Source organism: Mucilaginibacter sp. UR6-1 (assembly GCF_020880975.1).
Taxonomy (GTDB): Bacteria; Bacteroidota; Bacteroidia; order Sphingobacteriales; family Sphingobacteriaceae; genus Mucilaginibacter.
This window is the reverse complement of the sequence record NZ_JAJIWP010000003.1, coordinates 394267-416703: the sequence shown is the minus strand read 5'-3', so window position 1 is coordinate 416703 and position 22437 is coordinate 394267. Positions and strand designations below refer to the sequence as shown.

The following is a 22437-nucleotide window of genomic DNA, read 5'->3' as shown; positions in this document are numbered from 1 at the left end:
CAGCCCCCCATCCCCCTAAAGGGGAAGTTTTTCAATAGTTATAATTATATATATACCCACTCCTACTCCCCCTTTAGGGGGCCGGGGGGCTTCAAATCCCAAACACCGCTTCAGCCAATCCTACCTCGTCTGGCGAGAAGGGTAGCGTGTAGCGTACACCCATTTCTTCAAATTTCTTTCCGGTTGATTTACCTATGGCAATCACTTTTTGATGCGGATCAAGCAGGTTATCAGCAAAATAGGCATCAACGTTTGATGGGCTGGTAAATATCACCACATCTGCCGAGCTTGCCTCAACATCTTCTTCCAGCACGGTTTCATAAACCGGCAGGTCGATGATCTTGGTATCGGCCGATAAACCCTGGTGAATGCTCCTCATCGGGCTTGCCGCACCCGGGAAGGTTACCGTTGTGCCATTGGCCAGTTTGGCAAATTCAGCGGCAACATCGGCAGTATCATTACCTTCGCCGGTAAATTCGGCAAAGTAGCCGTGGCGGCGCAGTGCATCTTCAGAGCCACTGCCCATTACGCCGAACTTTACTTTTTTAGGTAATTGCGGCTCGAGCTTAAAAAAGTATTCAACCGCGTTTTTGCTGGTAAAAAACACCCAGTCGGTATTGCGCAATATAAACGGATCGAGCTTGGTGATCACCGCTACGGTACGTATCAGCGAACGGGCCTCGATCTCAATATTGTTTTTTGATAATGCTTTGCGGAAATAACTATTCTCGCTTACCTCGCGAGAGATGAACACTTTAGCCGGATGCTTACGTTCGGCACCAAACCTGGCTACTACCTTTTCAGCCAGGCCTTCGGTGGTATCAGCCTCTATAAATAGGCGGTCGGGGAAGCCCTCACCGGTATCGGCTTTTGAGGTAAACACCTGGAATTTATCTTCATCCTTGCGGCAATAGCAGCCTAAAGGCAGGTGGCAACCACCACCAAAAAGCTTGAGTACGTTACGCTCTACCGCCAGTTCTTCGGCAACATCGGCATGGTTGAGGGCTTGCAGCGCCTCAAATAGCTCCGCGTCGTTCTCTCTTATCTGGATAGCCAGCGCACCTTGCGCGGGCGCGGGTATCAATTCGGTAGGTGTTAATTCCTCTACATAAAACTCGCTCAAATCCAAACCTAAACGGGCAACACCCGCCTTGGCCAGCATAATGGCATCGTAATCTTCATCGCGCAGCTTACCAATACGAGTAGGTACGTTGCCGCGCAGATCCTCAATTTCCAAATCGGGGCGAACGGCCAGCAATTGCGCCTTTCGCCTGTTGGACGATGTACCCACAATAGCGCCGTATTTAACCGACATCTTTTGGCGCACATCCACACAATCCTTTAATATAAGCAGCAGTTCGGCAGGATCCTCACGTTCAGATACCGCCGCTATTATCAGCCCCGGAGGGTTCTCAGTAGGCAGATCTTTATGTGAATGTACGGCCAGGTCAATGGTGCCGGCAAGCAGCTCTTCTTCCAACTCCTTGGTAAAAAAGCCTTTACCTTCCAGCTTATCAAAACTTAAATTCAGGATACGGTCGCCCTGTGTTTTGATGATCTTTAATTCGGCCCTGATATTGATAGCCGCCAAACTGTCCTTAACAAAATTGGCCTGCCATAGCGCGAGGTCACTTCCGCGGGTTCCTATAATGAGTGTTCTATCCAAAGAGATCATGTATTAGCGACCACAAATTTAGCTTTTTAGTGCTTTGGTTTATTTAATAATTAACGATATGAAATTGAAGTGACCGAAAGCCTTACAAGCTAACACTATAGATACTGTTATTGCAGATATTTATCTAACTGGGCAAACAAGGCTTTACTATCACTCGGCCGTTTGGCATCGGTTTCAACTATTTCCCCTTGCGCATTTACAATAACATAGGTTGGCATTGCTATTTGCGCCAACTTGTTTTGCACAGCATTATGGTACAGCTTATCGTATTGTTCACCGCTTAAAAAAAGATGAGTACCCTCTACATCATATTTGGCAACCTGCTTTCGCCATAAATACTCATTACCCTGAGAGATGTACAGATAGCCTATTTTACCTGATTGCCGGTACTTTTCCTTCAAAGGTTTTGTAAAATCCCTGAATTCGGCCAGGCATGGCCCGCAGGTTGTTCCCCAAAAATCAATGTAAACTACCTTACCCTTAAAGTTTTGGGTTATTACGTTATTAATATCTGTTTCGCGATCATCAATACTTATAAATTTTATCTTTTGATTTTGAGGATTAAGCGTTAAGGCTATGCCGAATTTTGCACCCGTGAATAATACCATTAAAACCAAGGTGAAAACCAGCGGCTTAGCTATTTTACCGCTTTGGCGTTTGTATTTTATAAGTAACCATACTCCCCCTATTAATAACGCTAATACCAAAAAGCTTTTTAAATAGATAAGCATATTAAGCGTGTGGTTACGTTCAAGAATATTATCCAGAATGTGCGCTTTTTGCTCGCGGCTAAGTTCATATACATTTTGAACTACGTTAATCATCTCCTCCCGTACATCCTTCTCCCAAGCCAGGCGGTGCTCGGCAATATCGATACATAACAAAGGAATAACAGCCAGCATGATTGCCGCAGTCCAAAAAAGCTTTGACCTTATCATACTGCAAATTAAATATTTACCATATTAAAGCACAACTTGTTACATGCTAATAATTACTTTAAACGTTATATTGCAACTATGCGCCCACTATACTGCCTTATAATCGGCCTTTTTACATCGGCATGTACCGGTAAAAAAATTAACGACCATACTGTTGCAACAGCAAATGCCAACGCAAAACAATGGGCCGCAAAAAACCTTGCCGATACACCGGGATATAAACCACTTGGTTTTGACGGACCGGACAGCATCATCCTGTCATACCGTAACGATAGTGCTTACATACGCCTTGAAGATTCTATTATGCAGATCGAAGCCCTGCGTTTCCAGGAAATGGGCGAAAACTTTAAATTGTTTAACGAGCGGAAGGAGAGCGGGTATTATGAAAGGAAACAAGCCGGATTCAGGAAACTACAGGCAGGTATTATTAAAAAGGTAAAGCCACAATTTATAGGCTATAAAATAGAACACCACTTTACAGTGACCGACAGCAGCGGGGCCGCTTTACTTAATAAATATGTATTGTATTTTGACAGACAGGGCAACCTTACAAAGGCTGCACGCTAAACGGCTTAGTTACCGTTAATCAATATATCCTTCGCCATAATCATGGGTACGCTGATATATTTCTTTTCCATATAGCTGATCACCTTTTCAAGTACCTCGCGCGATTGCTGATCAAGGCCTTGAACCTCATCAACAAAAACGGTATTTAAGGCGGTGCTGCGTATTTCCTTAATCTTTTCAGGCACCTGGCGCATGGCTATCTCTACACGGCGCTGTTTAAGCTGCAGGCTAAACTCGGCCATATTATCAACAATAATAGCCTCAGCGTGTACCAACTCCTGGTAACGCTCCTGCAGGTTGCGTTTGGCTACCTCATTAAGCGAGTGCACCTCGATAAAGTTAACCGGAAACTGCTCCAATACTTCGGGAGCGGTATCATTAGGTACGGCAAGGTCAACAACAGTCTTGCGGCCTGTTTCGCCGTTTAGTAATGAGGCGTACAGCTCCGGGGTAATTATTGGCAATGTTGCCGATGTACAGGTTATAATTACATCAAACCCGTTTTTATAGTTGGCAAGCTCCTCAAGCCCGTAAGCTTCGCCACCCAAATCAGCAGCTAACTGCCGGGCATTAGCTACGGTGCGGTTAAATACCACAAAGTTGCTGAATTTATGTTTTTGAAGATATTTGCTGATGTTGCGGTTGGTTTCGCCGGCGCCGATGATAAGTACGCGGGCGTTTGAGCAAAGTTTAAGATCCTTTAGTTTACGGTAAGCCAGGGATACTACCGAGATAGGGTTTTTAGAGATATTGGTATGGGTGTAAACCTCTTTAGCTGTTTTAACCACACAGTTCATCACCATTCGCAGGTAATCCCCGGTTAGGCCACCTTCCCTGCCTTGCTCATATGCTTTACGTATCTGGGCTAAAATTTCCTTTTCGCCTACCACTAAACTTTCTAACGAGCATGAGGTGCGCAGCAAATGGTTCAGTGCATCCTTACCTTCATAAATAACGGCGGCATCCATAAAGGTACCCATATAGTGTGAGCACAAGCCCATCTCAAGCGAACCGATAAATTTTTCGGCAAAAGGCCTGTCCACATTTTGCGAAGTGGCCATAACAAATACCACACGGTTACAGGTAGCCAGGTAAAACAATTCGGAAATACCGAACTCAACCTTAACCCTTTGAAGTTTAACGGTCAGATCCTCCTGGCAAATCACCAATTTCCCCAACTCCTTCAGCTCGATCTGTTTGTGCGTAAAAGCTATAACCTTTAAATACTTCAAAGCAGTTTTAAATTTAACCCAACAAAAATAACAGGAATAAATACCCCTTATGTCAACACTTTGTCAAACAGCCGTATTTAGAATGTATATAAATAACATTCATCTATTGATTACGGGGCTGCAAATAAACATTTTTCGACCCGCACACGCAACAACACAAAACAATATTTTGCATTTATTACTTATCAGTTACCCTATAAACAATTACCTGTAAAAAAGCTTTGAGGTTGCCTGTACGTATTATTATTTAAAAGCAACTTAGCTGTAAGGCAGTTATCATATACAAATAAAAAATTAACCCATGAAAAAGGCGGCGCTTATACTCATGATCATTGGCTATGCGCTGGCAGGTATTAACCATTTTATCAGCCCGGCATCATACATAAAAATTATACCGCCTTACCTGCCCTTTCCCGAAATATTGAATTTACTGGCAGGCATATTTGAAATATTTTTTGCCGCGCTGCTTATTCCGGCAAGTACCCGTAGGTTTTCAGCATATGGTATTATACTGATGCTGATCGCTTTTTTACCCGTGCACATCAGCATGGTTGCTAACGCGCCGCTGCAATTGGGCTCCCTTAACGTTACCCCGCTGCTGGCCTGGGTAAGGTTAATAATATTACAACCCTTACTGATAGCATGGGCCTGGTGGTGCGGCACAGCAAACCAAAGCCTGATTAAACAAAACGGTAACAAACAGGTTAGCTAATTACAGTAATTATTATAATGATCGTACAGGAAAACTTTGTTACTCCAGGCGCTAAAGGCCGCCCCATAGCTCTTGATATTACCGTGGATACCGAAAAGCGGGATGCCCCGCTCGTCATCTTCGCGCATGGCTTTAAGGGTTTTAAGGATTGGGGCACTCATAACCTTATTGCCCGGTATTTTGCGCAACAGGGTTTCCGTTTTTTAAAGTTCAACTTTTCGCATAACGGTACCACGGCTGATGAACCTACCGAGTTTGCCGACCTGACCAGTTTTAGCGAGAACACATTTTCAATTGAATTAGATGACCTGAAACACGTATTGGATTTTGCGGCCAGCGGCGCTGCCTTTAAACGTACCGACCAGGTTTATTTAATTGGGCACAGCATGGGCGGCGGCGTAAGCATTATACAAACGGCTGAAGATTCGCGCATAAAAAAGCTGATTACCATGGCCGCGGTGGCCACCTTTAGAAACCTGTGGCCGCGCCAGGCCGAAAAGCAATGGAAGCTGATGGGTGTAATGCACTTCCCGAACCAGCGCACGGGGCAGCAAATGCCGGTTAAGTCGACCCTGCTTGATGACCTGGATAAAAACCCTGAACGGTTAAACATCATTGTTCGCGCTACGGAGATCGCGCGGCCCTGGCTTATTGCCCATGGCGATGCAGACCCGACCGTACCGCTATCGCACGCGCAGGAATTGCATGCCGCGCAGCCAAATGCCGAGCTATATATTATTCCAGGCGGCGACCATGTGTTTGGCGGCAGGCATCCGTATACCGATAAACAGTTACCCGCTGTATTGCAGCAGTTTTGCGACAAATGCATTACTTTTTTACAAAACGATTGAATTGTAAAACGCCATATTAGCCCTGTACAAAAACACACCACAACTATGGGCATACAACCCGCTAAAAAACAGGGCAAAAAATTTGTCAACATTATCCCTACCGATGCCGCGGGCTTTGGTAAAATGCCGTCAATACTGCGCGAATACATCAATAATAAACAGGAGAATGTACCACTTAAAAAGCTGGGCCCGTTTACTACCGATGCCGGCGTTTACAATACGCCACCTGCAACCGGCCTGCGTATTACCTGGATAGGCCACTCGAGCATTATTATTGAGATTGACGGCAAACGCCTGCTTACCGACCCGGTTTGGAGCCAGCGGGTATCATTTTCGCAAAGTATAGGGCCTAAGCGCTTTTTTGATGCCCCGCTTGCACTAAACCAACTGCCGCATATTGATGCCGTGATCAGTTCGCACGATCATTATGACCACCTGGATGAGCACACCATCAAATACCTGGCAACCAAAAATATTCCGTTCATATGTTCATTGGGTGTAGGCCAATACCTGCGCAAATGGGGCGTTAAAACTTTTACCGAACTTAATTGGGGCGACAGCACCCAACTGGATAACCTGACCATAACCGCTGCCCCGGCCAGGCACTTTTCGGGCAGGGGCTTGTTTAACCGCGATGAAACCTTATGGTCGTCATTCGTGATAAAAGGGCCGCAGCATAATATTTATTTTGGTGCCGATTCGGGGCCATCCCCAAGCTTTAAAGATATTGGCGACGCGTTTGGTCCGTTTGATTTGACCATGCTTGAGGTTGGCGCCTATGGCAAACACTGGCCCGATATACATATGGGGCCTGACAATGCTACCAACGCGCATTTAGCCTTAAAAGGTAAAATAATGCTACCTATACACTGGGGTACGTTTAACCTTGCCCCTCATGCCTGGTACGAGCCTGCCGAAAAGGTGCTTGACTTTGCCGCGCAAAAAGGCATCAGCCTGTTTATGCCTTCGCCGGGCACACCTACAGATGTTGAAGCGAATGAGGTATCTAACTGGTGGAAACCTTACATGAGCATATAAAAAAAAACAGCGGCCGGGTTATCCGGCCGCTGAAAAAATAAAGCATTAATCAAAAAACTATCTTGTATACCTGCTGATGATGTCAATGATTACCTTGTTTTTTTGCAACTGAGGCAAATAATCAAACAGGATATAATGTTTTTCAGGATCAGTAGTAAGCGCCATTTCCAGTTGGTTTAGCGCCTCATTGTAATCGCCTTTGGCAAAAAGATAAGCCACCATACGGTAATATAACTCTGCCGCGTCGGGGTTATTTTTGATGGCCTGTGTCATCACCTCTATGGCCTCGCCCAGTTTTTCCTGCTCATATAGTATGGATGAATAATCCAACCAGGCATCTACATCAACCGGGTTAAGTTCAACTACTTTTTCATAAGCCTTTTCAGCCTCTGGTATATGGCCCAGCTTATACTCGGCATCAGCAATAGCAAACCAGTAGTCGGCGTTTGACAGGTCGAGATCAAGCGCTTTTTTATAAAAATGCAGCGCCTCAAAATAACGTTCCTCAAAATCGAGCGTTACCCCGATACCAAACCAGGCATCGGCCAGCTTGGGGTCCATCTTAACCGATTTTTTATAGAAGGCACGGGCATCATCCATTTGCTCCAGCTTTTCGTAGCATTCGCCAATAGCGCAATAAGTGTCGGCATTAGGCTGCTCATACTCAAAAGTCTGGCGGTACACTTCAATGGCCTCAGCATATTTCTCGAGGTTAACCAGCGCGTTACCTTTGTTAAAGTAGGCTGACGCGAAGCTGTCCTTGATGAGGATGGCATAATCATAGGCGTCTATGGCCTTTTCAAACAAACCCAGTTTGGTAAAGGCATTGCCGAGGTTATACCATGCGGCATAGCTGTATGGCTCATTATCAATATATTGCTGATAAAACTGTACACTTTCGGCCTGATTATCAAGCACGTCATAGCAAAATGCCAGTTCGTACAGGGCATCCTGGTTCTCCATATTCTGCTCAAGGCAGCGTTTAAGGTACACCACGGCCTGTTCATAATCGCCCATGTTTTGATGAACGTAGGCCATATGCAGCAATACCTCGTCGGTATCGTCGGCCAGTTCAAGGGCTTTTTCGTAATTCTCAAGGGCTTCGGTATAGCGCTCCATGCTCTCGTACAAGTTACCGCGGATAATGTAGATATCCGGGTCAGACGCTTCGAGCATGGCGGCTTTTTCAAGAGCTTCAAAAGCATCACTCGCACGGTTTGTAACCATTAACAATTGCGCCTGCTTTACTAAAAATACAGCGGCAAACGGATGCTGGTTACGGGCATACTCCACTACCTGTAATGCTTTCGGCGGGTCGTTCTTCTCGATGTAGTAGTCGATAATGTTCTCAAACGCCTGGGCATCAAAAAAGTACTGGTCGTGGTTACGAATCATCTCTTCGTAACGTTCTACCGAGAACTTGGGATCCTCAGTAAAACCAAATTCAAATTCTTCTTCCATTCACTATTTTGTTTGCAGAACATCTCGCTTACAAAGCAATTTTAATTGCCTGAAGGCTTATTTGCGTTCAATTTAATAACTATAATTATCGTCAGGATAATTAAGTTTTCCACATCCGAACATTAGCTAACACCTTTCGGTTGTAACTACCTGATAATAAACAAATATCAATGGGTACGAATGCGAAGGAGGGTTGCTGATCGAAATCGGATTAAAAAATTACCTTTGATAAAGGTACAACATAATACGCAACCTTACTGTTATTACGTTGACGATTTACATATAAACGACAAAAACTATAATTTTAGTACACGTACATATACCATGACCGATCTGACAAATTAACACCGGCCAACAACCGGCATTCATCATACAAATAACTTACATCATATAATAAATATTAAAACAATCATTTATTCATGCTTAATATAAAACGAACGATAGCCGCACCGCTGCTGGCTGGCGCTTTATTGCTAAACCTTGCTACATACGCGCAAACACCTGCAACTCCACCGGCTCCCGCCGCTGAATTACCCAAAAACTGGCACCTGCTCGACCTGAAAAGCGATGGTTTTTTTGGCATAAGCCTTACGCCTGCTTATGAACTTGTAAAAGGTAAAAAAAGCAAAACCGTAGTGGTTGCTACTATTGACAGTGGTATTGATACCGCGCAAAAGGATCTGCAGCCCATACTTTGGACAAACCCGAAGGAAAAAGCCGCCAACGGAAAGGACGACGACAAGAACGGTTATATTGACGATGTGCACGGCTGGAACTTTTTAGGCGGCCCGGGCGGCAAAGCCGATTATACCGAAACTACCGAAGAGGTGCGTGAGTATAATCGCCTTAAACCCAAATATGCCGGCCTTACCGAAGCTACTGCAACCAACAAAAAAGAATTTGCCTACTGGCAACAGGTAAAAGCTACGCATGATACCACCGTAGCCAAGGCAAAAACCGAAACCGAACAGCTATCGCCGGTATTGAATGTACTGATGGCTACCAGCGGCTACCTTAAACGTGAATTGAAACTCAACTCCGATGGTTCATTTAAAAAAGGCGACCTGGAGAAGATCACCTCCGCTAATGATACCATTATGCAGAGCAAAGCCATATGGCAATCAATATTTACCCAGCAGGGCGGCGATGACGATGCCGCGGGTGTTATTAAAGAACTGAGTGAATACCTCACTAAACTGAACAACGACCTTAACCCCGACCTTACCTCACGCCAAAAAATAGTGGGAGACAACCCGGATATTTGGGATACCAAGCCTTATGGCAGCAACATCGTTAAATTTCCTGACGCATCGCACGGTACAGGTGTTGCCGGTTTAATAGGTGCTGTACGCAACAACGGCTACGGTATTGATGGCGTTGCCGATAATGTGCGCATTATGGGTATTAAAGCCGTACCTAATGGTGATGAGTATGATAAGGATATAGCCAAAGCCATACGTTACGCGGTAGATAATGGCGCGCAGATCATCAACATGAGTTTTGGCAAAAAGCTGTCGCCACATAAAAAATGGGTTGATGATGCCTTTAAATACGCGGCATCAAAGGATGTATTATTAGTGCAGGCCGCAGGTAACGATAACCAGGATGTTGATGCCAAGCCACAATTTCCGAATGATACTTTTGAGGATGGCTCGGTTACCGATATGGATAATGTGATTGTGGTGGGTGCATCGGCCGCGAAGAACGACCAGGAACTGGCCGGATCATTCAGCAACTATGGTAAAAAGAATGTTGACGTATTCGCGCCGGGTGTAAAAGTAACATCGGTTGATAAGGATGCCGAGTTTAACACCGCCGATGGCACCAGCTTTGCCTCGCCAATTACAGCAGGTGTTGCGGCATTGGTACTTGAATATTATCCAAAACTAAGCGCAAAGCAATTGAAACAGGTTATCCTGCAATCGGCAGCGCCGCTTAACGGCACCATGGTTTTAAAACCGGGCAGCAAAACAGATAAGGTTGACTTTACCACCCTATCAAAAACAGGCGGCATTGTTAATGCTAAAAAAGCGTTAGAGATAGCTGCGACCTTGAAAGGTGAAAGAAAATAATTCAGACATTAGGCATTGAGATCATTAGTCATTAGTCATTAGTCATTGAATGAAATACTAATGACAACTGCCTAATGACTAATGAACATCGCAAATAAAAAAAGGGAAGGCCCCGGTAATTCCAGGCCTTCCTTTTTTTATTTGCGCTTAATGAGGTAAGTGCCGCTCAGATCAATTCGGGTTATCTTTTTATTTTCATAACTGTAGCTCAATCGGCTCAACACCAGTTTTACTTCAAAACTTTTTGACTGCTCCGTAAGTGTTAATAATGATGCCGGGATGGTAACCGCTTCAATATTTGTATCAGCTCCCTCATCATCTTTTTTAGGGTACCTGGCAGTCAATGTAGTGATCAACTCATTCGGATCAAAAGTAATCAGTTCATTATTAATCCATATTGAATACTTATAAGCTTTAGATTGTTGTTTGATGGTTAAATCCGATCCCCTTGATATTACACCGGCAGTATCGGTATAAGCATTCACATCAACTATATAATCATATCCTTTTAATGCCAGCACTTCATCTATATTCGTAAAATTATAATTCACAAATGGCAAATTAACTTCTACAATGTCACCATCATAATATCTGCCGCTGAATTTATTAAGATTTAACTGTTTTTTTACCCAGGTTAATTTGTTCATCCGCAATTCGTACCGGTTCACAATAAAGCCTGTATTCCATTTGCTTTTCCGCTTGCCTATTGAGTCACTTACCGCTTGCAGGTCTGCTTTAAAATAAGGTTGCAGCGAAGTAAGGTCATGCCGGTTTACCAGGTATTCCAGCACCGCTACTGCACGGTTGCCATCCTGCTTGCTTATTTTTTTAACAGGAATGAACCGGCCATCGCTATAACTGTTATTACGCTTCATGATATTGGCAAGGATGCTTCGCTGAGAAAATTCAGACACCGAGTACGCGCTTTGCGGCCCGTAAACCGATAGCAGGGCAAGGATGCTCAACGTTATCGGTATCAGCTTAATGTTCTGCTTTTTAAACAGCAAAAAGTATATGGTGATGAACAGCAGCCAGCATGCCAGCGTTATTAAAAAGTACCTAAACTCGGTAATACCATACTTAAATACCCTTGCACCAATGGCTACAAAAAGCAGTACCAGCAAAGGTAGCATCAAAAAGTAAAAGCTGCGGGCGTATGTTTTGAGCCACTTGTTTTCGGCTTGCTCACGTATAGGATAAACCAGTAACAGCGAAAGGATGCCGAATACCGAGTAACCCATAATCAGGTAGCCTACATTACCTTTGGGCAGGTTCCATTGAGTTATTATTTTAACCTCGTAAGCCAACAGTATGGCCACATAGATGGTTGCCAGCGGTATAAGCACATATTGGGTAAATACTTTTAAACCTTTAGGATAGCTTACATCCTGATCTAACGCCTGCAAACCCACAGGCACGCCCGATAAAAAGAAAATGGTGCCGAACATGAACACGATCCATGTCCATATAATCCGGTAAGTATCAAACTCAAATTCAACCCCGAAAAGATAATTGACCGCTCCGATAGCTGCCGAAATACCCAGGCCTAATACCACGCAATAAAGCGCCGATGTTAAAAACCGCAGAAACAGGGTTTTATTGAACTGCCAAAAGCCCTGAATATGCCCTTTAGCGGTAAAGCCGGCATAAGCTACCATGAGGTGAAATGCCAGGCTCAGTAAAAAGAAACGGGTATAGTCGGATTCGCGCTCGGCAGGATTTATCACGAACAATATAGCTATGGCTACACCCGAGGCTATTACGCTTAAAATCAGCTTTCGGGCCTTGGTTAATCCCTTTGCTTCGGCGTATAGGGTTGCCGACAGGTTGAGCAGCAAACCCAGGTTACCCATCATGGTAAGGCGCAGGCACCAGCTTTCGGCATTGCGGGCAATATCATTTAACTCGATATTTACAGTAGTGGCGATGGTTGCCGTGAGCGCGAAAAACAATTCAAACGGAAAGCGCTTTGCGGTTTTGGCGGCGCTTTCGGCCAGGTTTTTAACCGATGGAAATTTCATGCTGATAAAGTTTATAATGGCTAATGTAGCAATTTGTTTAAATACGGTTTAAAAAAACAAGTCTGCACCCGGGCTACTGCAATCCGAAAACTGTTTACCGCTCACTATTGTAACAAACCTGTAAAATAAAATTGGAACCACGCCACAGGTTGTATTTCAAACATTATCGATTATATTTGCGTCCGTAAAAAATCATTTTTCAAAGTACAATGAGAGAAATACAATTCAGAGAAGCGCTTCGCGAGGCAATGCAGGAAGAAATGCGCAATGACGATAAAATATACCTGATGGGCGAAGAGGTTGCCGAATATAACGGTGCCTACAAAGTAAGCCAGGGTATGCTTGATGAATTTGGCGCGAAACGCGTTATTGATACGCCTATCTCTGAATTGGGTTTTGCGGGTATCGGTATCGGCTCGGCCATGAATGGTTTAAAACCGATCATCGAGTTCATGACGTTCAACTTCTCGCTTGTAGCTATTGACCAGGTGATCAACGCAGCAGCTAAAATGATGAGCATGAGCGGTGGCCAGTTCTCTGTGCCTATCGTTTTCCGTGGCCCAACCGGTAACGCGGGTATGCTTAGCTCACAGCACAGCCAATGTTTTGAAAACTGGTATGCCAACTGCCCGGGCTTAAAAGTGGTTGTACCGTCAAACCCTTACGATGCTAAAGGTTTGCTAAAATCAGCCATCCTTGATCCGGACCCGGTTATCTTTATGGAATCTGAATTAATGTACGGCGACAAAGGCGAAGTGCCTGAAGAAACCTACTACATTGAAATAGGTAAAGCAAAAGTGGTTAAAGAAGGCACTGATGTTACCCTGGTTGGTTTTGGTAAAATAATGAAAGTGGTTAACGCCGCTGCCGAAGAACTGGCTAAAGAAGGCATCAACGCCGAGGTGATCGATCTGCGCACCGTTCGCCCTATTGATTACGCAACCGTTATCGAGTCGGTTAAAAAAACTAACCGTTTGGTGATTGTTGAAGAAAGCTGGCCATTAGGTTCAATTGCTACCGAGGTTGCTTTTAAAGTACAAAAAGATGCGTTTGATTACTTAGACGCGCCTATTCAACGTATTATGGGTGGCGATGTGCCCCTGCCGTACGCTCCTACCCTGATACAGGAGTACCTGCCAAATGCCGACAGAGTGGTTAAGGCGGTTAAACAGGTAATGTATGTTACCAAATAAGACCTCCAAACCAAACTAAATACAATTTTTAAGCCTGCTTTTTAAGCAGGCTTATTTTTTTAACCACCTATTTAATAATGGACGATAAAGTAATAGTAAAAGACAGCAACGGCAATCAGCTTAATGATGGCGACTCGGTTACCCTTATCAAGAGCCTCAAGGTAAAAGGCGGTAACACCACCCTTAAACAAGGCACCCTGGTAAAAAAGATACGCCTCACCGATGACCCGGAGGAAATTGATTGCCGGATAGAAGGTATGAGCATTGTACTCAAAACCGCATTTGTAAAAAAGAGATAAACGAGAACGCCCGGCACAAAACCGGGCGTTTTGCTTTAAGTAATTAGTTTTTCATATATTGAGGTACTTAACCTTTATTATAATCAAAACATTGCTGCTATTTCTTCTGCTTACAGCTACTGGTGCATATGCCCAAAACAGTGCAAAATCCTTCAAAGCCCCTATGCGGGACACGGCTATAAAAAGCAACCCCGTCATTTTTTTTAACACCCTTTTTGGCGCCGGTAACCATGGGCTTAATTTAGGTGCTGAACTTAACTATCAATACAACCAGCACATCTTTACTATAAAAGCGCTACATGCAACGCAAGGCGAACATCTTTACACCACGCCGCCGGTAACTTACTCTCCTGATTATGATGAGTTTGGCATATTGTATGGCCAAAGCATCAATAACATGAGTGCATCAATAGGTACATCATTTAATAAAAGGAACCAGTTATCATATACATCCCAAGATGCAATTAACCATAACAGCCGTTACATCGGTTTTCCGTGGGAGATCAATATAAACTGGTTCAGGAAAAAAAAGGCACGATATAGCATTGGCGGCGCAGTTGGCCTAAAATTATTCGGCAATATTTCAAAATACAGCCACGTTGGTTTAGGAGCTACATTAGGCCTCGGCTATTACAAAAGGCATGCTGATTGATGCAGCTTCAGCAATGCTGATAACATCAACATTATATAGCACAGCGTAATCTGAATGCCATAAACGCTGTAATGATCAAATCCAAACGCATTACGGGTTTATTTTTGCACCACGAAAAGTAATCATGGGTACAAATAAATTAACACTTAGCGTTCTTGACCAATCGCCGGTGCGCAAAGGCGCTACTGCCGTGCAGGCCGTTCAGGAAACTATAGCACTTGCACAACTTACTGATAAACTGGGCTACCACCGCTTTTGGGTGTCCGAACATCATAACACCGGCATACTGGCCGGCTCAACACCCGAAGTGTTGATAGCCCACCTGGCAGGCGTAACCAAACATCTGCGCATTGGCTCGGGTGGTATTATGATGCCTAACCACAGTACGCTGAAGGTTGCAGAGAATTTCAGGATGCTGGAAGCCCTGTTTCCCGGCCGTATAGACCTGGGGATGGGCCGTGCGCCGGGCACCGACCGTATTACCGCAGGCATACTCAACCCATCTAACCAATTCAGGGAACAGGATTTTATTGAACAGCTTGCCGATCTGGTGGACTATTTTCATGACCGAGGCGAACCGGGCACCATCAAAGCTAAGATACGGGCTATACCACAGGTACAAACCGTGCCGGGCATGTGGCTGCTAAGCTCCAGCGGGCAAAGCGGCTTGTTTGCGGCTCATTTTGGCATGGGGTTATCATACGCCCACTTCATTAACCCTAATGGCGGCGCAGCGGCTGTACAGCTCTACCGCGAGCGCTTTCAGCCATCAGAGGATATGCCTGAGCCGCAGGCTAACGTAGCGCTGTTTGTTTTTTGCTCAGAAGATGAAGAAAAGCTTATGCAACACCGTGCGGTAATGGAGCACCGCTTTTTACAGTTTGAGCGTGGCGGTCCTATTGGTCCGCTAACGTATGATGATGTAAAGGATTTTGTGTACAGCCAACCCGAGGTGGACAGGCTTATTCACCATAGCAAGCGTATAATTACCGGCAAGCCCGATGAGCTCAAACAAAAACTTACCGCCCTGGCCGAAGAATACCAGGTAAACGAAATAATAGCGGTAACCATTTGTGAGGATTTTAAGGACAGATTGAGATCGTATGAATTACTGGCGGAGGTGTTTGGGCTGGAGAAGAGGTAGTTCTTAATAAGTTTTTGACTCAAAAACCTTATAAAAAAGCAAAGCCCCTGATGGGCAGGGGCCTTTACTAACCAATTATAAACCTAAATTATGAGAAGAGCTGTAGGAGAAGGAGTCGAACCTCCACGGAGTGGTTATTCTTATTGCTAAGAGTTTCCCAGGTTCTCCGCCACCGGGACAAGGAGGTGTGTCTGCCAAAATTTCACCATCCTACAGTATTTATCCGAGCCATCGGATGCTGTTGGGGAAGGATTCGAACCTCCACAGAGTAGTTAGCCCGCTTCGGGTTTCCTATGATCTCCGCCACCGGGACAAGGAGGTGTGTCTGCCAAAAATTTCACCACCCAACAGTATTTTTGTTAAAAAAGAACGTTAAGCATTTCTCATTTGCTTAATACAAATTTAAAGGAGTTATTAAATTCTTGCAAATATTTCAACAAAATAATTTTATTTTTATGCAAGTTTTAATTAAACTTGTATTAAAATATAGATTTTCTAATTTATGCCCCACAGAAAAGCCCAAAATTTAGAAATTGATAATCTGGATATTCAGATATTATCAATCCTGATGAAAAATGCAACTACCCCGTATACCGAGATCGCTAAAGAGTTGATCGTATCAGGCGGTACCATACACGTACGTATGAAAAAGCTTGAGGAGATGGGCGTGATCAAGGGCGCGAGCCTTGAGGTTGATCCTCAAAAACTCGGGTATGACATAACCGCTTTTTTGGGTATCTATCTTGAAAAAGGCTCGCAATACCAGGAGGCAGTAGCACAGTTAAAAAAGATCAACGAGATTGTTGAACTGCATTATACCACCGGTAGCTGGAGCATTTTTGCCAAAATTGTATGCCACGATACCAATCACCTGCGCGAAGTGCTGAACGAGCATATACAAAGCGTAAGCGGCATTCAGCGTACCGAAACATTCATTTCACTCGAGGAAAGCATTAAACGCCAAATAACACTGGAATAATTTTTTACTTGAACTTACTTTTTAAAGCAGCCAGCTTAGCAGCCATATCCGTTTCCGGGTGTGGCTTACTTTTTTGGGTGGATGCCCCCCTGTTGTTATCGTTACGACGATGTGCGGCAGGTTTTTCGTCATCCTTCATTGATAGCGAGATGCGTTTGCGGTTAACATCAACCTCAGTAACCCGCACCTCCACCTTTTGATGTACCTTTAATACCTCGTTCGGATCTTTAATAAAACGGTTGGTGATCTGGCTCAGGTGCACCAGGCCATCCTGGTGTACGCCAATATCCACAAAAGCACCAAAGTTGGTGATGTTGGTTACGATGCCCGGTAGTTTCATGCCCACTTTCAGGTCGCTGATGGCATTAACACCATCGGTAAAGCTAAAGGCCTCAAACTGCTCACGCGGGTCGCGACCCGGTTTAGCCAGCTCGGCCATAATATCGTTCAGGGTGGGCAGGCCTACCGTGTCCGACACATATTTTTGCAGGCTGATGCTTTTGCGCAGCTTATCTTCGGTCATTAATTCTTTTACAGAGCAATTATGATCCTTAGCCATTTGTTCTACTAATTGATAACGCTCGGGATGTACGGCACTGGCATCAAGCGGGTTCGCGGCATCGCGGATGCGTAAAAAGCCAGCGGCCTGCTCATAGGCTTTATCACCAAGGCGGGCAACCTTACGCAGTTCGTCACGGCGTTTAAAAGCGCCGTTCTGATCACGATAGGTAACAATATTTTGTGCTAACTGCGGCCCGAGGCCTGATATATAAGCCAGTATCTGCTTTGAAGCCGTGTTCAACTCTACACCAACGGCGTTTACGCAACTGATCACTGTATCATCCAGCGAGGTTTGCAATTTATTTTGATCCACATCGTGCTGGTATTGGCCTACGCCTATTGATTTCGGATCGATCTTTACCAGCTCGGCCAAGGGATCCATCAGCCTGCGACCGATAGATACCGCGCCACGTACGGTAACATCCTTATCCGGAAATTCCTCACGGGCAACATCTGACGCGGAGTAGATCGAAGCGCCGCTTTCGTTCACCATCACGATGGTAACATCCGCTAAATTCAATCCACGTACAAAAACTTCGGTTTCGCGCCCGGCGGTGCCGTTGCCTATGGCTATGGCCTGTATTTGGTATTGATCTGTTAAGTACTTAACCGTTTTCTCGGCTTCCTTAACGTTGCCTGCACCGGTGTGCGGGTATATGGTGGCGTTTTCGAGCAGTTTGCCCTGTTCATCCAAACAAACCACCTTGCAGCCGGTACGGAAACCAGGGTCGATAGCCATAACACGTTTTTGCCCAAGCGGAGCGCTCAGCAACAACTGGCGGGCATTCTCGGCAAATACGCGGATGGCCTCTTCATCAGCCTTCTTTTTTGTGAACAGGCGCACCTCGGTTTCCATCGATGGTTTGAGCAGGCGTTTATAACTATCCAGCAAAGCTAACTGTACCTGTTGCGATGCGGGGTTATTGCCTTTTATAAACACCTTCTCTAATAAACCGGTCGCTTCATCATCTGCCGGTTTAATATCAAGCCAAAGTACTTCCTCCTTTTCGCCGCGGCGCATGGCCAGTATACGGTGCGATGGCGCGGTTTTTACCGCTTCGCTCCAATCAAAATAATCTTTATACTTAATACCTTCCTGCTCCTTACCGTCAACCACCTTGCTTTGTATGGTGCCTTTTTCGATGAACAGTTCACGCATTTTGGTGCGAGTATCGGCATGTTCGCTAATGTACTCGGCAATAATATCACGTGCACCGGCAAGGGCTTCGTTAACATCGGCAACGCCTTTTTCGGTATCGATATATTTTTCAGCTTCGGCATCCACATCAAACCTGTTTTGCTGAAGCAGGGCATCGGCCAAAGGCTGTAAACCCTTTTCGCGGGCGGTGGTAGCACGTGTTTTACGCTTAGGGCGATACGGCAGGTAGATATCCTCTAACGATACCATCGTTTCAGCCTCATTGATCTTAGCCTCCAGCTCCGGTGTTAGTTTACCCATATCAGCCAATGATTTCAGGATGGCTTCCCGACGCTTATCCAGATCGCGCAGTTGCTGCAGGCGGTCGCGCACGGCGGCTACCTGCACCTCATCCAAACTGCCTGTCAGTTCCTTACGGTAGCGCGATATAAAGGGCACGGTAGCGCCTTCGTCCAGCAGGTTAGCGGTTGCGCTTACCTGTTTTTCGGCAACAGCAAGTTCGGCGGCAATTTTTTTGAAATGGGTTACCATAAGCATCATTTTTTCGGACTGCGAAGTTGGGTTTCTTTAGGCAATTATCAAAGAAAAAGCCTCCCTAAAAATTTCAGGGAGGCTCATCATATAAACATTATCAGTTTTATTTTACGTACACAAAGCTCACGCTATCCTTAACGGTTAGGCCGCTTACGCCTGTGCTGTTGTATACCACGGTGTATTTACCCGGTTTTTCAATAGCGTATGATTTTGACAGGTCGGCTGTAGCAGAAGTGCTGTCGCCAGGGGCAACATTAATGTAGCTGTCGGCAGGTGGCGGCATCATACGTTTAGCCATAGCGCCTTTGTAGTTGGCTTCCTGCCCGTCTTCTCCCTTAATATCAACATATTTGCTTAAAGGCGGCTCGAACGGGGTATGCCATTTCAGAAATTTTGATGCGGTATCAGCAGGGTTGTAAACTGTAAATTTCAGGTTCACCGGCTGGCCAATCTTTACAGTATCGGCAATTTGCATAGTAGCATATATTGTTTTTGGTGCATCCTGATTTTGGGTAGTTGAATCGATACTGCTGGCGGTTGAATCGCCGTTGTTTGAACTATTGTTGCTTACACTGCATGATGCCAGTGCCAGCGCCGCGGCAGATAATAATATTTTGTAGTTTTTCATATAAAGGCAAAAATGCTAAAATCTAAACACTAATTTCTAAAATCTAAATATTAAACGCTGATGAGTAATTTTTAAATCTCAGGGTTTAAGTTTGACAGATAAAATACTGAAAGGTTAATTCACCGGCGAATATTATTTAACCATATCATCAAAATACGACTCCAACATTCACTAAAATAACTCACCCTGTCATCGCTACGCTTGACATCCCTCTCTTCGCAAGCGAAAAGAGGGACTGGAGTAAGCTTCGCTAAAAATGCCATATCGCTTTTACACTTAAATTGCGGCCCATGTTATAGATACCCAGCCTGCCGTTAGGTGATGATTGGTAATACTCGAAGTATTTTAAACGGTTAAGATTGGATTGATATACCTTATCAAATACATTGTCAGCCTGAAAAAAAAGTTCGAGGTATTTTTTGTCGGATGTGGTTTTGATGGTGGTGCCCGCGCTTAAATTAATAAGTGTGTAGCCGGGGGTATAGGTTTCGGTATTATCAAGGGCGTAAAATTTATTTTGTGCCGAGTAGATGTCAGCCTCAACACCCGCGTAAATTTTGGAGAATGCACCATATTCAGCATCCAGCTTAAAGCGCAGTTGCGAGCGCACATGCAGCGGCGGTATAAATGGCAGGTTCTTGGCGGCGCCGTTTGATTGTTCTATCAGCGCCTCGTTTTTATTGATCCCGCGCACGTAGGAGAGGCTATTGTTAAAGCTCAGCCATTTTAATCCTTCGGGATGCAGGTTGAGGGTGAACTCGGCACCATACAACCGCGCTTTTGATTGCTGGTATTGATACGTGCTGTTACCCTCAACAATTACCACCGGGTTGCCGTTAGCGTCGGTTAAACGAGCCTGGTATATATAATTATCGATGTTGTTATTAAAAAGCTCGGCCATAATATCCATATGGCGCAGGTAAGCAATAAAGCCAACATCCTGCTGCAGGCTGAACTCCGGCTTAAACGTGCGGTTACCCAGGTACACGATGTGCGCCCCCGGGTCGAGCCCGTTGGAGCCAATCTCGGTAATGTTTGGCGCACGATAGCCCCGTGCCACATTGGCTTTTATCAGCAATCGTTCGGTTATGTTATAGGTTAAGCCTAAACTTCCGGAAAAACCGGTGTAGTTTTTATCAAACTCCGGGAATTGCAATTGTGCACCAGGAGCATTTGCTTGTTCTTTTTTACCGAATCCGGTTTGCTTGTCAATTCCTACGTAAAAATCGTTCCACTTAATGTGGCGGTTATCATACCGCAATCCGCCCGAAACATCAACCTTACCCCAGCTTTTTTTGGCAAAAATGTAAGTGCCTATATCAAACAAATTATAATCAGGTATCGGGAAATCAGTAGCGTTTTTATTGCGGTTGGTTTGGTAAAAGCCATTAGCACCTATGGTGCTCTCGATACCCGCAAATACCGGCATATTATAGCGGGCTTCGTAGTTCAATGTGTTCAGTACAATATCCAGCGCGGCTTGTTTTAACGCTGTAGGGTGCGTGTACTCCTGCCTTATGTTTTGCTGCACACCCACCAGCGCGTTGATGCTCCCCTCGCCTACCTTGAATTGGCTTTGCGAATACACCCGGTAATGCTTTATGTTTTGATGCAATGGCGCAATGGCATACGTACGCAATTCATCATCAGTAACCAGCGGACGGTTCTTGATATCGTCATTCGCGGCCACCTGTTTGGTAAACCTGCGGGTAAGCGAATCACGGCTACCATCGGGTATCTCCTGCAAATTGTGGTACAGGGTGGCGGCTATCTGGGTATAACCCCATTTTTTATCGGTACGGGCAATGCCGGTAAAGTTCAGTTCGCGAAAGCCGCTGTTATACACATAGCCGTCGGTTTGGTTGCGGTAATCGTGCGCCATTTTGTAGGTGCCGCGCACGCTGTACTTCCAATCGTTTTTGCTGTATGCCAACCCTAACGAAGTAGCGGCCATGCCGTTGTTGTTATGATATTCGGTGGTAACATCGCCCCTGAAACCGGTGCTATCCGGCTGAATGTACGGGATCATGTTGATCACACCCGCCAGCGCGTCAGACCCATAAGTCAGGCTCGCCGGACCTTTAACCACTTCTACCCGGCCTAAACCGTCCGCATCTATTTCAATACCATGTTCATCGCCCCATTGCTGCCCTTCCTGGCGTATACCATCATACAGGGTAAGCACCCGGTTATAGCCCAATCCGCGGATGAACGGTTTGGATATGTTCGGTCCTGTAGTTACCGCGTTAACACCGGGCACCCCTTTTACTATGCTCTCAATAATATTGGTGCTTACCTGCCGCTCCAGCGTGCTTTTTGACAGTACCGCCACCGGCACCGGATTTTTTCGCAACTGCGTAGCACGCGACACACCTGTTACCACCACCTCGTTTAGTTTGGTATCAAGCGGTTTAAGATTTATGTTGATGGTTTGCTGCTCCCCGCCAACAATATTTACGCTGATACGCTTACTCTCAAAAGTTACACTCGAAAAATTTATGCTGCGGTTACCTGCCGGGATGCCTTTCAGTTCAAAATAACCATTGGCATCAGCCCGGGTACCTGATTTGGTACCGGCAACACTTACAGATGCATAAGGCAAGCCAACGGTATCGGCAGTTACACGGCCTTTTATTTCACCTGTTTGCGCCATAACTATAACAGGCACAACTATCAGCATAAAAAACAATAAAGTGTATCTCATATATTTATTTTGCACAA

General features: G+C 45.1%; 18 protein-coding genes and 1 tRNA gene. 10 read left to right on the top strand and 9 right to left on the bottom strand.

Annotated features, from left to right (window positions below; genetic code table 11):
- Positions 1–91 precede the first annotated feature (91 nt).
- Both hemC and LJ707_RS12245 read right to left on the bottom strand, forming a co-directional pair.
- Positions 92–1675, bottom strand: coding sequence for a hydroxymethylbilane synthase (gene hemC, locus LJ707_RS12250; RefSeq protein ID WP_228951311.1), 1584 nt, complete (start codon positions 1673–1675; stop codon positions 92–94).
- A gap of 107 nt (positions 1676–1782) precedes the next feature.
- Positions 1783–2613 carry a redoxin family protein gene (locus LJ707_RS12245; protein WP_228951308.1) on the bottom strand — a complete coding sequence of 277 codons (831 nt, stop codon included), beginning with the start codon at positions 2611–2613 and terminating at the stop codon, positions 1783–1785.
- A gap of 78 nt (positions 2614–2691) precedes the next feature.
- On the opposite strand from LJ707_RS12245, the gene LJ707_RS12240 reads away from it, so the two are divergent.
- Complete coding sequence (locus LJ707_RS12240) at positions 2692–3180, top strand: hypothetical protein (protein ID WP_228951307.1); 489 nt, start codon at positions 2692–2694, stop codon at positions 3178–3180.
- A 5-nt stretch (positions 3181–3185) separates the two neighbouring features.
- On the opposite strand, the gene hemA is transcribed toward LJ707_RS12240, so the two are convergent.
- Entirely contained in the window at positions 3186–4412 is a 1227-nt protein-coding gene (gene hemA / locus LJ707_RS12235) for a glutamyl-tRNA reductase (RefSeq protein WP_228951305.1), read from the bottom strand.
- Between the two features lie 301 nt (positions 4413–4713).
- Here hemA and LJ707_RS12230 point away from each other — a divergent pair, with 301 nt between their 5' ends.
- From LJ707_RS12230 to LJ707_RS12220, 3 genes are read left to right on the top strand one after another with little or no spacing between them, the layout of a single operon-like run.
- Positions 4714–5124 carry a DoxX family protein gene (locus LJ707_RS12230; RefSeq protein WP_228951302.1) on the top strand — a complete coding sequence of 137 codons (411 nt, stop codon included), beginning with the start codon at positions 4714–4716 and terminating at the stop codon, positions 5122–5124.
- 17 nt (positions 5125–5141) lie between these two features.
- Positions 5142–5975, top strand: coding sequence for a S9 family peptidase (locus LJ707_RS12225; protein ID WP_228951300.1), 834 nt, complete (start codon positions 5142–5144; stop codon positions 5973–5975).
- A 45-nt stretch (positions 5976–6020) separates the two neighbouring features.
- The gene (locus tag LJ707_RS12220; protein ID WP_228951297.1) at positions 6021–7013 is read left to right on the top strand and encodes an MBL fold metallo-hydrolase; all 993 of its coding nucleotides are present in this window, start codon (positions 6021–6023) and stop codon (positions 7011–7013) included.
- A 57-nt stretch (positions 7014–7070) separates the two neighbouring features.
- On the opposite strand, the gene LJ707_RS12215 is transcribed toward LJ707_RS12220, so the two are convergent.
- A complete protein-coding gene (locus tag LJ707_RS12215; protein WP_228951296.1) occupies positions 7071–8474 on the bottom strand; it encodes a lipopolysaccharide assembly protein LapB in 1404 nt (467 codons plus the stop codon).
- A 419-nt stretch (positions 8475–8893) separates the two neighbouring features.
- On the opposite strand from LJ707_RS12215, the gene LJ707_RS12210 reads away from it, so the two are divergent.
- Positions 8894–10546, top strand: a complete 1653-nt coding sequence (locus LJ707_RS12210; RefSeq protein WP_228951295.1) for a S8 family serine peptidase — start codon at positions 8894–8896, stop codon at positions 10544–10546.
- 137 nt (positions 10547–10683) lie between these two features.
- Here the strand turns inward: LJ707_RS12210 and LJ707_RS12205 are convergent, their stop codons facing one another.
- Positions 10684–12567, bottom strand: a complete 1884-nt coding sequence (locus LJ707_RS12205; RefSeq protein WP_228951294.1) for a DUF4153 domain-containing protein — start codon at positions 12565–12567, stop codon at positions 10684–10686.
- A 209-nt stretch (positions 12568–12776) separates the two neighbouring features.
- Between LJ707_RS12205 and LJ707_RS12200 the strand changes: the two genes are divergently transcribed.
- The 4 genes from LJ707_RS12200 to LJ707_RS12185 all read left to right on the top strand — a co-directional run bounded on the left by LJ707_RS12200 (position 12777) and on the right by LJ707_RS12185 (position 15855).
- Entirely contained in the window at positions 12777–13760 is a 984-nt protein-coding gene (locus LJ707_RS12200; protein ID WP_228951293.1) for a pyruvate dehydrogenase complex E1 component subunit beta, read from the top strand.
- 77 nt (positions 13761–13837) lie between these two features.
- Complete coding sequence (locus LJ707_RS12195) at positions 13838–14059, top strand: zinc ribbon domain-containing protein YjdM (RefSeq protein ID WP_228951291.1); 222 nt, start codon at positions 13838–13840, stop codon at positions 14057–14059.
- A 91-nt stretch (positions 14060–14150) separates the two neighbouring features.
- A complete protein-coding gene (locus LJ707_RS12190) occupies positions 14151–14711 on the top strand; it encodes a hypothetical protein (protein WP_228951288.1) in 561 nt (186 codons plus the stop codon).
- A gap of 124 nt (positions 14712–14835) precedes the next feature.
- The gene (locus LJ707_RS12185) at positions 14836–15855 is read left to right on the top strand and encodes an LLM class flavin-dependent oxidoreductase (protein ID WP_228951286.1); all 1020 of its coding nucleotides are present in this window, start codon (positions 14836–14838) and stop codon (positions 15853–15855) included.
- 238 nt (positions 15856–16093) lie between these two features.
- Here LJ707_RS12185 and LJ707_RS12180 read toward each other — a convergent pair.
- Positions 16094–16205: transfer RNA gene (locus LJ707_RS12180), tRNA-Asp, on the bottom strand.
- A gap of 152 nt (positions 16206–16357) precedes the next feature.
- On the opposite strand from LJ707_RS12180, the gene LJ707_RS12175 reads away from it, so the two are divergent.
- On the top strand, positions 16358–16834 hold the full coding sequence (locus tag LJ707_RS12175; RefSeq protein ID WP_228951284.1) for an Lrp/AsnC ligand binding domain-containing protein: 477 nt from the start codon (positions 16358–16360) through the stop codon (positions 16832–16834).
- A gap of 4 nt (positions 16835–16838) precedes the next feature.
- Here LJ707_RS12175 and LJ707_RS12170 read toward each other — a convergent pair whose 3' ends face one another.
- The 3 genes from LJ707_RS12170 to LJ707_RS12160 all read right to left on the bottom strand — a co-directional run bounded on the left by LJ707_RS12170 (position 16839) and on the right by LJ707_RS12160 (position 22420).
- Entirely contained in the window at positions 16839–19085 is a 2247-nt protein-coding gene (locus tag LJ707_RS12170) for a Tex family protein (RefSeq protein ID WP_228951282.1), read from the bottom strand.
- A gap of 106 nt (positions 19086–19191) precedes the next feature.
- Positions 19192–19716 (bottom strand): protease, encoded by a 525-nt coding sequence (locus LJ707_RS12165; protein ID WP_228951279.1) that lies wholly within the window; start codon positions 19714–19716, stop codon positions 19192–19194.
- A 250-nt stretch (positions 19717–19966) separates the two neighbouring features.
- Positions 19967–22420 (bottom strand): TonB-dependent receptor, encoded by a 2454-nt coding sequence (locus LJ707_RS12160; protein ID WP_228951278.1) that lies wholly within the window; start codon positions 22418–22420, stop codon positions 19967–19969.
- Positions 22421–22437 lie beyond the last annotated feature (17 nt).

Excerpts from the sequence above, each read along its gene's own strand:
- LJ707_RS12175 (WP_228951284.1), top strand. The coding sequence starts at position 16,358 with ATGCCCCACAGAAAAGCCCAAAATTTAGAAATTGATAATCTGGATATT.
- LJ707_RS12215 (WP_228951296.1), bottom strand. The coding sequence starts at position 8,474 with ATGGAAGAAGAATTTGAATTTGGTTTTACTGAGGATCCCAAGTTCTCG.
- hemC (WP_228951311.1), bottom strand. The coding sequence starts at position 1,675 with ATGATCTCTTTGGATAGAACACTCATTATAGGAACCCGCGGAAGTGAC.
- LJ707_RS12160 (WP_228951278.1), bottom strand. The coding sequence starts at position 22,420 with ATGAGATACACTTTATTGTTTTTTATGCTGATAGTTGTGCCTGTTATA.
- LJ707_RS12195 (WP_228951291.1), top strand. The coding sequence starts at position 13,838 with ATGGACGATAAAGTAATAGTAAAAGACAGCAACGGCAATCAGCTTAAT.
- LJ707_RS12185 (WP_228951286.1), top strand. The coding sequence starts at position 14,836 with ATGGGTACAAATAAATTAACACTTAGCGTTCTTGACCAATCGCCGGTG.
- LJ707_RS12170 (WP_228951282.1), bottom strand. The coding sequence starts at position 19,085 with ATGGTAACCCATTTCAAAAAAATTGCCGCCGAACTTGCTGTTGCCGAA.
- LJ707_RS12220 (WP_228951297.1), top strand. The coding sequence starts at position 6,021 with ATGGGCATACAACCCGCTAAAAAACAGGGCAAAAAATTTGTCAACATT.
- LJ707_RS12230 (WP_228951302.1), top strand. The coding sequence starts at position 4,714 with ATGAAAAAGGCGGCGCTTATACTCATGATCATTGGCTATGCGCTGGCA.
- LJ707_RS12205 (WP_228951294.1), bottom strand. The coding sequence starts at position 12,567 with ATGAAATTTCCATCGGTTAAAAACCTGGCCGAAAGCGCCGCCAAAACC.
- LJ707_RS12200 (WP_228951293.1), top strand. The coding sequence starts at position 12,777 with ATGAGAGAAATACAATTCAGAGAAGCGCTTCGCGAGGCAATGCAGGAA.
- LJ707_RS12210 (WP_228951295.1), top strand. The coding sequence starts at position 8,894 with ATGCTTAATATAAAACGAACGATAGCCGCACCGCTGCTGGCTGGCGCT.
- LJ707_RS12245 (WP_228951308.1), bottom strand. The coding sequence starts at position 2,613 with ATGATAAGGTCAAAGCTTTTTTGGACTGCGGCAATCATGCTGGCTGTT.
- LJ707_RS12165 (WP_228951279.1), bottom strand. The coding sequence starts at position 19,716 with ATGAAAAACTACAAAATATTATTATCTGCCGCGGCGCTGGCACTGGCA.
- LJ707_RS12240 (WP_228951307.1), top strand. The coding sequence starts at position 2,692 with ATGCGCCCACTATACTGCCTTATAATCGGCCTTTTTACATCGGCATGT.
- LJ707_RS12225 (WP_228951300.1), top strand. The coding sequence starts at position 5,142 with ATGATCGTACAGGAAAACTTTGTTACTCCAGGCGCTAAAGGCCGCCCC.